Below are 9,899 nucleotides of genomic sequence, written 5' to 3' on the forward strand. Positions count from 1 at the left end.
CGGCGGTGCCGCCGACGCGGCCCCGCCCGTCGACGGGGGAGCAGCCGACCTATCACCCGACGACCGAGATCGACCTGAGCCAGGGCTTTCCGCCGGTCACGCACGAGACCACCGAGATCGACCTCTCCGGCGGCTGGCCGCAGCACCTCAAGGTGCCGCCGCGCCGGGCCGACGCGTCCGCCCCACGCGGCCGGGTGCTCGGTGTCGACGTCGGGACCGTCCGGGTCGGCGTGGCGCTGTCCGACGCCACGGGGACGCTCGCCAGCCCCCTGGAGACGCTCCGCCGGGCCAAGAGCAAGGCCGATCTCGACCAGCTCGCCGCCCTCGTGGCGGAACACGAGGTGACAGAGGTGGTCGTGGGGGAGCCGGTGCACCTGTCGGGTGCGTCGGGCAGTTCCGCCCAGGATGCCGCCGATTACGCTCAGGAACTGGCCGACCGCATTCCGGATGTGCCGGTGAACCTGATCGACGAGAGGCTCTCCACCGTGACCGCAGCCAGCCATCTCCGGGAGGGCGGTATCGACAGCCGTCGCCAGCGGGCCGTGATCGACCAGGCGGCTGCCGTGGTCATCCTCCAGCAGTATCTCGACAGCCGGCGGGCGCCCTCGTGAGCGCGCCCGGCGGGCCGCCGCGGCGGGGCCGGCACTCCTTCGACGACGGCGCGGGTGCGTCGCCCTTCTCGAGCGGAGCCGGGCCCCCCGCAGGCGGCGGACTCCCGCCGGGCCCCACCGCCCACCCCACGCGTCACCCGGCCGACCGCGCCGAGGACGCGACCGGTCCGCTGGCCGGCCCCGACCGGCGGTCCGCCGGCTCCGGCGCCCATCCCGGCCACCCGCTCACCTCCCGGCACGGCGGCGACGAGCAGGGCTCCGGCCGCCAGCACCCCTCGGCACCGCTGCCGCCGCTGCCCACCGGCTCCTGGGGCCGGCTGCGCCCGCGCCCGGACGCCGGGGACGACGACGCCACCGTCGCCGCGCCCCGCCTGAGCACCGGCCCCGACGCCGGCCGCCCGGGTGACGACCTGCGCGACGGCGAACCGGCCGCCGAGACCGACGCCGCGGCCGACGCCTCCTCGTGGGAGGAGCAGACCGGTGGCCTCGACGTCATCGGCGCCAACGTGGACGAGGACCGGCCCCGCCGGCGCGGCCTGCGCCGTCGCCGCGGCGCCGTCGCCGGGTCCGGCTCCAGGCCGGACGAGGAGCTCCACCCCGCGGACGACGACCTGCTGGACGAGGCCGGCGAGCACGCCGACGGGTCGCTGACCGACGACGAGATCCCGATCGAGCCCTACGACGCGCACAGCGACCGCAGCCGCCGGCGCCGTCGCCGCCGTCCCTTCGCCATCGCCGCGGCCCTGCTGGTCCTCGGCGGCCTCGTGGCGGGCATCGTCCTGGGCGGTCAGCAGCTGCTCTCCCTGTTCGACCAGTCCTCGCCCGACTACACCGGGGCGGGCACCGGCAGCGTGGACGTCCGCGTGGAGGAGGGGGACACGCTCAGCGACATCGCCCGCACGCTGCAGGAGGCCGACGTCGTCGCGTCCACCGGCCCGTTCATCGATGCCGCGCAGGCGAATCCCGAGGCGACGAGCATCCAGCCCGGCGTCTACACGGTGCGGCAGCAGATGAGCGGCGAGGCGGCGCTGGAGCTGCTGCTGGACCCGGCCTCGCGCCAGGTGTCGCGGGTGACCGTGCCCGAGGGGTTCACCGTGGAGCAGATCCTGGCCCGGCTGGCGGAGGAGACCGGCACGCCGATCGAGGAGCTGCGGGCGGCGGCCGATCCGGCCGCGCTGACCCTGCCCGCCTACGCCCGGGGCCAGCTCGAGGGCTTCCTGTTCCCGGCGACCTACGACTTCGAGCCCGGCACCACGCCGCAGCAGATGCTGCAGCAGATGGTCGACGCGTTCGCCGGCGTGGCCGACCGGCTGCAGCTGGAGCAGCGCTCCGCGGCCTTGGCCCTGTCCCCGTACGAGGTCGTCACGGTGGCGTCGATGGTCCAGTCGGAGACGCGGCTGGACGAGGAGCGCCCCGACGTGGCCCAGGTGATCTACAACCGGCTGGAGCAGGGGATCGCGCTCGGCATCGACGCCACGCTGGCCTACGGGCTGGACAAGAGCGGCAACGAGCTCACCGTCACCGATCTGGCGTCCGACGACCCGTACAACACCCGCAACCGCCAGGGGCTCCCGCCGACGCCGATCAGCTCCCCCGGCGAGGCCAGCCTGGAGGCGGCCCTGTCCCCGAGCAGCGGCGACCTCCTGTACTACGTGCTGGAGTCCGCGGACGGATCGCACTTCTTCACCAGCTCGTACCCGGAGTTCCAGGAAGCCCGGCAGCGGTGCGCCGCCGCCGATCTGGGGTGCGGTGGCTGAGCGGCAGCAGCGGGCGGCGGTCCTCGGCCGGCCGGTGACCCACTCGCTCTCCCCGCTGCTGCACCGCGCCGCCTACGCGGCACTGGGGCTCACCGACTGGACGTACGACGCCCTCGACGTGGGTGCCGAAGACGTGCCGGTGCTCCTGGCCGGGCTGGGCGAGGAGTGGCGCGGCTTCTCGGTCACCATGCCGTGCAAGCAGGCCGCGGTCGAGGTGGCCGACGAGGTCGACCCGCTGCCCCGGCTGCTGGGGGCGGCCAACACGCTCGTCCGCACCGGGGCCGGCTGGCGCGCGGAGAACACCGACGTCACCGGCGTCGGCATGGCGCTGCAGCTGGCCGGGGTTGAGCAGGTGGAGCACGCGGCGATCCTGGGCGCGGGGGGCACGGCTGCGGCCGCCGCCGTGGCGCTGTCCTCGCTCGGTGCCCGCCGGGTCGACGTCGTCGTCCGGGAGCCCGCCCGGGCCGGCGAGGTCGTGCGCGTGCTGGACGCCCTGGGGGTGGACGGCGCCGTCCTCCCGCTGGCCGGTGCGCGGGTCGCGGCCCCGGTGGTGGTGAGCACCGTGCCCGTCGACGGCCAGCCCGCCGTGGCGGCGCTGGACTGGCATGCCGGTCAGACGGTGCTCGACGTCCTGTACGCCCCGTGGCCGACGCCGCTGGCCGAGCGGGTGACCGCCGCCGGCGGCACGGTCGTCAGCGGCCTCGAGGTGCTGTTCTGGCAGGCCACCGTGCAGGTGGAGCTGATGACCGGGCAGCCGGCGCCCATCGGCGCGATGCGGGCCGCGCTCGACGCGCGCTGACCGCCGGCGTGGAGGTCTCCCGTCCGCTGCTGGCCGGCGCGGCCCTGCTCGTGGGGCTGGGCGCCGGCCCGTGGCTGGCGCGCACCGCCGCCCGGCTGGCCGCCCGCGACGCCCGGGCGACCGCCGCACCCGGTGCCGTCGCGCTGGCGACCGGCCTGCTCGCCGCCGGGTTCGCCGGCGCCGTCCTGCTCTGCGGGCTCCGGCCCGCGACCGTCGCGCTGGCCTGGGCCGCGGGCGCCGCGGTCGTCCTCGCGGCGGTCGATTTCGCGGTCCACCGGCTGCCCGACCGGGTCCTCCTGCCGGCGCTGGTGGTCTGCGCCGCGGCGCTGGTCGCCGACGCCGCCGTGCTCGGCACCTGGCTGCCGCTGGCGCGGGCCGTCGCCGCGGGCGCCGCCGCGTTCGCCATCCCGGCGGTGGCGCGGCTGCTCGCCCCGGCGGCCCTCGGTCTCGGCGACGTCAAGCTGCTCGGCCTGATCGGGCTGGTGCTGGGCTGGTTCGGCTGGGGGGTGCTGCTGGCCGGCGTCTTCCTCGGTCTGCTCACCGGCGCCCTCGTGTCGGTGGCCCTGGTGGCGACCCGGCGGGCGGGCTGGCGCAGTTCCGTTCCGTTCGGCCCGCCGCTGCTGGTCGGCGCCGTCCTGGCGCTGCTGGTCGGCGGCGTCCCACCCGGCTGAGGGGAGGCCTCCGGGGACCGGCTCCTCGTACTGGCAGAATCCCCGGCATGTTGCGCTGGCTGACCGCCGGTGAGTCGCACGGCCAGCAGCTCACCGCCATCCTCGAGGGCCTACCGGCCGGGGTCGAGGTGCAGACCGCCGACCTCGACCTGCAGCTCGCCCGCCGCAGGCTGGGGCACGGGCGGGGCGCCCGCATGTCCTTCGAGCAGGACCTCGTCACGCTGACCGGCGGGGTGCGGCACGGCCGCACCCAGGGCGGCCCGATCGCCGTCCAGGTGGGCAACACCGAGTGGCCGAAGTGGCAGACCGTCATGTCCGCCGACCCGGTCGACGCCGACGTGCTGGCCGGCCAGGCCCGCAACGCGCCGCTGACCCGGCCGCGTCCCGGGCACGCCGACCTCGCCGGCATGCAGAAGTACGGCTTCGGCGACGCCCGGCCGGTGCTCGAGCGGGCCAGCGCGCGGGAGACCGCGGCGCGGGTGGCGCTCGGCGCGATCGCGCAGGCGTTCCTGCGCCAGACGCTCGGCGTCTCGGTGGTCAGCCACGTCGTCGGCATCGGTCCCGTCGTCGCGCCCGACGGGCTCCTGCCCGGGCCCGACGACAACCCGCGCCTGGACGAGGACCCGGTGCGCTGCGCCGATCCGGCCACCAGCGCGCGCATGGTCGCCGAGATCGACGACGCCCGGAGGACCGGCGACACCCTCGGCGGGGTCATCGAGGTGGTGGTGCACGGGCTGCCGCCGGGCCTGGGGACGCACGTGCACTGGGACCGCCGGCTGGACGCCCGGCTGGCCGCGGCCCTCATGGGCGTGCAGTCGGTGAAGGCCGTGGAGGTCGGGGACGGGCTGGAGACCGCCCGGCGCCGGGGCTCGGTGGCCCACGACGAGATCGTGCTGGCCGACGACGGCACGCGGGTGCAGCGGCTCACCGACCGCGCCGGCGGCATCGAGGGCGGGATGACCAACGGCGAGGTGCTGCGGGTCCGCGCCGCCATGAAGCCGATCAGCACGGTGCCCCGGGCGCTGCAGACCGTCGACGTCGCCACCGGCGAGGCCGCGGTCGCCATCAACCAGCGCAGCGACGCCTGCGCGGTGCCCCGCGGCAGCGTGGTGATGGAGGCGATGGTGGCGCTGGTGCTGGCCGACGTCGTGCTGGAGAAGTTCGGTGGCGACTCGGTCGCCGAGACCCGGCGCAATGCGCAGGCCTACCTCGACGCGCTGCCGTACCGGTGAGCGTCCCCGCGCTCGTCCTGGTCGGCCCGCCCGCGTCGGGCAAGACGACGGTCGGCACGGCCGTCGCCGCCGCCCGGGACCTCCCGTTCCGGGACACCGACCAGGACGTCGAGCGGGAGACCGGCAGCAGCATCGCCGACCTGTTCGTGCAGCACGGGGAGCCGCACTTCCGGGCGCTGGAGGAGCGGGCCGTCGCCCGCGCCCTGGCCGAGCACGACGGCGTCCTGGCGCTCGGAGGCGGCGCGGTGACCAGCCCCGCGACGCGGGAGCTGCTCGTGGCCTACGGGCGCGCGGGCGGCACGGTCGTCTGGCTCGACGTCGACGTCTCCTCGGCGGCCCGCCGGGTGGGCCTGTCCCGGGACCGGCCGCTGCTGGCGGTGAACCCGCGCGCCATGCTGCGTTCCATGCTCGAACAGCGCGCCCCGCTGTACGCGGAGGTCGCCACCCATCCGGTGGCCACCGCGGGGCGCTCCCCGGAGGAGGTCGTCGCCGAGGTGCTCACCGTCCTGACGCCGGAGGGGGCCCGGTGACCCGCCGCGTCCCCGTCGCGGGGGAGCAGCCCTACGAGGTCCGGATCGGGGCCGGAGCCCAGGCCGAGCTCGGGCTGGTGCTGGCCGGCACCCCGAAGGCCGCCGTCGTCCACGCGCCGCCGCTGGCCGCCGCCGCGGGTGCCGCCGTCGAGATCCTGCAGACCGCCGGGGTGGCCGCGGAGGCCGTCGTCGTCCCCGACGGCGAGGCCGCGAAGACCGCGCAGGTCGCCGCCGAGGTGTGGGAGGAGTTCGGCCGGCTGGGCCTGACCCGCTCGGACGCCGTCGTCGGCGTGGGCGGGGGAGCGGTCACCGACCTGGCCGGCTTCCTGGCCGCCACCTGGACCCGCGGCATCCGCGTCGTCCAGGTGCCCACCAGCCTGCTCGGCATGGTGGACGCCGCCGTGGGCGGCAAGACCGGCATCAACACCGCGGCCGGCAAGAACCTCGTCGGCGCCTTCCACCCGCCCGCCGCGGTGCTCGCCGACACCGACCTGCTGGCCGGGCTCCCCGAGGCGGAGTTCCGCTCCGGGCTGGCCGAGGTGGTGAAGTGCGGGTTCATCGCCGACCCGCGGATCCTGGAGCTGCTCGCCGCCGACCCGGCCGGCCGGCGGCACACCGAGGAGCTCATCGAGCGGGCCGTGCGGGTCAAGGCCGCGGCGGTGGGGGAGGACCTGCTCGACACGGGCGTGCGGGAGTTCCTCAACTACGGCCACACCCTCGCCCACGCCATCGAGCGGGTCGAGGACTTCGGCTGGCGGCACGGCGAGGCGGTCGCCGTCGGGCTGGTCTTCGCCGCGGAGCTGGCCGGGCAGGCCGGGCTGCTCACGCCGGCCGAGGTGGCGCGGCACCGCGACCTGGTGGCCGCCATGGGCCTGCCCACCCGGTACGCCGGCGACTGGGCACGGCTGCAGCAGGTCATGCGGGTGGACAAGAAGGCCCGCGGCGCGTCGCTGCGGTTCGTCGTCCTCGACGGCATCGGCAACCCGAGGATCCTGACCGACCCCGAGCAGGCCTGGCTCGACGCGGCGTGGGCCGCAGTCTCCGGAGGACAGCGATGACCATCCACGTGCTCAACGGGGCCAACCTCGGCCGGCTCGGCACGCGCGAGCCCGAGGTCTACGGGACGACCACCTACGCCCAGCTCGAGGAGCTGCTGGCGACCGCCGCGCGCGAGCTCGGCGTCGAGGTGCAGGTGCGCCAGACCGACGACGAGGGCCAGCTGCTGCGCTGGATCCACGAGGCGACCGACGCCGGCGACCCGATCGTGGTCAACCCCGGCGGCTGGACGCACACGTCGGTGGTGCTGCACGACGCGCTGGCCGCGGTGACCGCGCCGGTGATCGAGGTGCACATCAGCAACATCCACCGCCGCGAGGAGTTCCGGCAGCACTCGTACGTCTCCCGCGTCGCCGACGGCGTCATCGCCGGCCTGGGCGTGCACGGCTACGTGCTCGCCCTGCAGTGGCTGGTCCTGCGGGGCCTGTCGTGAGCCGGGACACCGCGCGCGAGGCCGGTCGCCGCGACGCGCTGCGGGCCACCGCCGCCGAGCGCGGGCTCGACGCCGTCCTGGTCACCAACCTGCTCAACGTGCGCTACCTGACCGGCTTCACCGGCTCCAACGGTGCGCTGCTGGTGCGGGTCGGCGGCGGCGACGTCTTCGGCACCGACGGCCGCTACACCACCCAGGCCGGCACCCAGGTGCCCGACGTCGAGCTGGTGATCGACCGGGCGACCGTGCCCGCGCTGGCCCGCGAGGCCGTGCGAGGCGGTGCCGGCCGGCTGGGCTACGAGTCCCACGACCTCACCGTCGACGGCCTGCGCGGCCTCGAGCGGGTCCTCGCCGACGCCGCCGCCGGAGGAACGGTCCCCGAGCTGGCCTCGGTCCGCCGGGCGGTCGAGGGGCAGCGCGCGATCAAGGACGACGACGAGATCGAGGCCCTGCGCCGCGCGTGCGCCGTCGCCGACCAGGCGCTCGCCGAACTGGCCGCCGAGGGCGCCCTGCGGCCGGGCCGCACCGAGCTGGAGGTCGGCCGGGAACTCGACGCGCGCATGCTGGCGCTCGGCGCCGAGGCGCCGTCGTTCGAGACGATCGTCGCCACCGGCGCCAACTCCGCCATCCCGCACCACCGACCCGACCGCACCGAGCTGCGATCCGGTGACTTCCTCAAGCTCGACTTCGGTGCGACGGTCGACGGCTACCACTCCGACATGACCCGCACCCTGGTGCTGGGCGGGGAGCCCGCGGACTGGCAGCGGGAGATCTACCAGCTGGTGGCGGCGTCCCAGGCGGCCGGCCGGGCCGCGCTGGCGGTGGGTGCCGACGTCGTCGTGGTGGACGCCGCGGCGCGCGACGTCATCGTCGCGGCCGGCCACGGCGAGCACTTCACCCACGGGCTGGGGCACGGGGTCGGCCTGGAGATCCACGAGGCACCGGGCATCGGCCAGCAGGGCGCGGGTACGCTTGCCGCCGGTATGGCCGTCACCGTGGAGCCGGGTGTGTACCTGCCCGGCCATGGCGGTGTCCGGATCGAGGACACCCTGATCGTCACCGACGACGCGCCCGAGTTGTTGACCCTCACGAGCAAGGAACTGCTGGTTCTCTAGATGGCTACCACCAACGACCTGAAGAACGGCATCGTCCTGAACCTGGACGGCCAGCTCTGGACCGTCACCGACTTCCAGCACGTCAAGCCCGGCAAGGGTGGCGCCTTCGTGCGCACGACGCTGAAGAACGTGCTGTCGGGCAAGGTCGTGGACAAGACCTTCAACGCCGGCACCAAGGTCGAGACGGCCAACGTGGACAAGCGGTCGATGACGTACCTGTACAAGGACGGCACCGACTACGTCTTCATGGACGGCGACACGTTCGACCAGATCTACGTGCCGGCCGAGACCGTCGGCGGGGGCGCGGACTACCTGCTGGAGAACACCGAGGTCGTCGTCGCGGTGCACGACGGCACCCCGCTGTACGTCGAGCTCCCGGTCACCCTGGAGCTCGTCGTCGAGCACACCGACCCGGGCCTGCAGGGCGACCGCTCCACCGGCGGCACCAAGCCCGCCACGCTGGAGACCGGCGCGCAGATCCAGGTCCCGCTGTTCATCACCACCGGCGAGAAGCTGAAGGTCGACACCCGCGACGGCCGCTACCTCGGCCGCGTCAACTGAGCACGGAGCGGGCGGAACAGGTCGCATGGCTGCACGGTCCAAGGCGCGCAAGCGTGCCGTCGACGTCCTGTACGAGGCCGACGTCCGGGGCCGCGACCGGCTGGAACTCCTCCGTGAACGGGTCGCCGACGGCAACCCCCCGATCCCGGACCACGCGGTCCGGCTGGTCGAGGGCGTGGACGAGCAGGCTGCGCGCATCGACGAGCTGATCGAGACCCACACCGCCGGCTGGTCGCTGGACCGCCTGCCCGACGTGGACCGCGCGATCCTCCGCATGGCCACCTACGAGCTGCTCTGGGCCGACGACGTGCCCGACGCGGTGGTCATCGACGAGGCGGTGGAGCTGGCGAAGACGCTGTCCACCGACGAGTCCCCGCGCTACGTCAACGGCGTCCTGGGCGCCATCCTCGCCGCCGAGGTCCCCACCGCCTGACGCTCACTGCAGGTCGCGGCGGGCGAAGAGCCAGACGCCGACGCCGAGGATCACCGCGGCGAACGCGCCGACGACCAGGCCGCCCTGCAGGTTGGTGACCAGGTAGGGCACCGGTTCGCTCGTCCCCGGACCCATGGCGCCGTAGTCGAAGACCGGGATGCCGCCGGGGAAGACCAGGGCGGCGGCGTTGGTCGACAGCAGCCAGCGCTCCAGCATCGGGTCGTAGATCCGCAGCGCCGTCTCCACGATCGCGAAGTAGACGAACCCGACGCCGAGCGCCGCCCCGGTGTTGCGCACCAGGTTGGCCAGCCCGAAGCCGATCAGCGCGACCAGCACGGCGAGCACGACCGCGCGTCCCTGCGCGGCCAGCAGCTGGCCCCAGAACCCCGCCGGCAGGGGCGTGTCGACGCCCACCAGGCTGCGCAGGATCCACGCCATGGCGAGCCAGGCGGCCTGCGCCGCCACCCCGATCACCAGCGCCGCCAGGGCGAGCACGCCGATCTTCGTGCCGATGACGCGCAGCCGGTTCGGCACCCAGAACAGCAGGGCGACGATGGTGCGGTGGGACCACTCGGCGCCGATCCAGGTGGCGCCCACGAGGAAGGCGAGCACCGGGGGGGGGGGGGGGGGGGGGGGCGGGCGGGGGGGGGGGGGGGGGGGGGGGGGGGGGGGGGGGGGGGGGGGGGGGGGGGGGGGGGGGG

The 9,899-nt window shown here is 75.5% G+C and carries 12 protein-coding genes; 11 read left to right on the top strand and 1 reads right to left on the bottom strand.

Annotated features, from left to right (window positions below):
- Positions 1 to 5: 5 nt before the first annotated feature.
- The 11 genes from ruvX to nusB are packed head-to-tail and all read left to right on the top strand — an operon-like array spanning position 6 to position 9,198.
- A complete protein-coding gene (gene ruvX / locus ACI790_RS15550; protein WP_456570686.1) occupies positions 6 to 611 on the top strand; it encodes a Holliday junction resolvase RuvX in 606 nt (201 codons plus the stop codon).
- Positions 608 to 2,368 (top strand): endolytic transglycosylase MltG, encoded by a 1,761-nt coding sequence (gene mltG / locus ACI790_RS15555; RefSeq protein WP_456570687.1) that lies wholly within the window; start codon positions 608 to 610, stop codon positions 2,366 to 2,368. Before ruvX ends, mltG begins: the two co-directional genes overlap by 4 nt.
- On the top strand, positions 2,361 to 3,167 hold the full coding sequence (locus ACI790_RS15560; RefSeq protein ID WP_456570688.1) for a shikimate dehydrogenase: 807 nt from the start codon (positions 2,361 to 2,363) through the stop codon (positions 3,165 to 3,167). The genes mltG and ACI790_RS15560 overlap by 8 nt, the downstream gene beginning before the upstream one ends.
- An 8-nt stretch (positions 3,168 to 3,175) precedes the next feature.
- Positions 3,176 to 3,838: a prepilin peptidase gene (locus ACI790_RS15565; RefSeq protein WP_456570689.1), complete on the top strand. Its 663-nt coding sequence runs from the start codon at positions 3,176 to 3,178 to the stop codon at positions 3,836 to 3,838.
- A gap of 47 nt (positions 3,839 to 3,885) precedes the next feature.
- On the top strand, positions 3,886 to 5,070 hold the full coding sequence (aroC, locus tag ACI790_RS15570) for a chorismate synthase (protein ID WP_456570690.1): 1,185 nt from the start codon (positions 3,886 to 3,888) through the stop codon (positions 5,068 to 5,070).
- Positions 5,067 to 5,600, top strand: a complete 534-nt coding sequence (locus ACI790_RS15575; RefSeq protein WP_456570691.1) for a shikimate kinase — start codon at positions 5,067 to 5,069, stop codon at positions 5,598 to 5,600. Before aroC ends, ACI790_RS15575 begins: the two co-directional genes overlap by 4 nt.
- The gene (aroB, locus tag ACI790_RS15580) at positions 5,597 to 6,658 is read left to right on the top strand and encodes a 3-dehydroquinate synthase (RefSeq protein ID WP_456570692.1); all 1,062 of its coding nucleotides are present in this window, start codon (positions 5,597 to 5,599) and stop codon (positions 6,656 to 6,658) included. The genes ACI790_RS15575 and aroB overlap by 4 nt, the downstream gene beginning before the upstream one ends.
- The gene (gene aroQ / locus ACI790_RS15585) at positions 6,655 to 7,089 is read left to right on the top strand and encodes a type II 3-dehydroquinate dehydratase (RefSeq protein ID WP_456570693.1); all 435 of its coding nucleotides are present in this window, start codon (positions 6,655 to 6,657) and stop codon (positions 7,087 to 7,089) included. The genes aroB and aroQ overlap by 4 nt, the downstream gene beginning before the upstream one ends.
- Positions 7,086 to 8,204 carry a M24 family metallopeptidase gene (locus ACI790_RS15590; protein WP_456570694.1) on the top strand — a complete coding sequence of 373 codons (1,119 nt, stop codon included), beginning with the start codon at positions 7,086 to 7,088 and terminating at the stop codon, positions 8,202 to 8,204. Before aroQ ends, ACI790_RS15590 begins: the two co-directional genes overlap by 4 nt.
- On the top strand, positions 8,205 to 8,765 hold the full coding sequence (gene efp, locus ACI790_RS15595) for an elongation factor P (RefSeq protein WP_456570695.1): 561 nt from the start codon (positions 8,205 to 8,207) through the stop codon (positions 8,763 to 8,765). It begins immediately after the preceding gene.
- 25 nt (positions 8,766 to 8,790) lie between these two features.
- Positions 8,791 to 9,198, top strand: a complete 408-nt coding sequence (gene nusB / locus ACI790_RS15600) for a transcription antitermination factor NusB (RefSeq protein WP_456570696.1) — start codon at positions 8,791 to 8,793, stop codon at positions 9,196 to 9,198.
- 3 nt (positions 9,199 to 9,201) lie between these two features.
- Here nusB and ACI790_RS15605 read toward each other — a convergent pair whose 3' ends face one another.
- Entirely contained in the window at positions 9,202 to 9,810 is a 609-nt protein-coding gene (locus tag ACI790_RS15605) for a hypothetical protein (RefSeq protein WP_456570697.1), read from the bottom strand.
- Positions 9,811 to 9,899 lie beyond the last annotated feature (89 nt).

This window comes from Blastococcus sp. SYSU DS0539, from assembly GCF_054050855.1.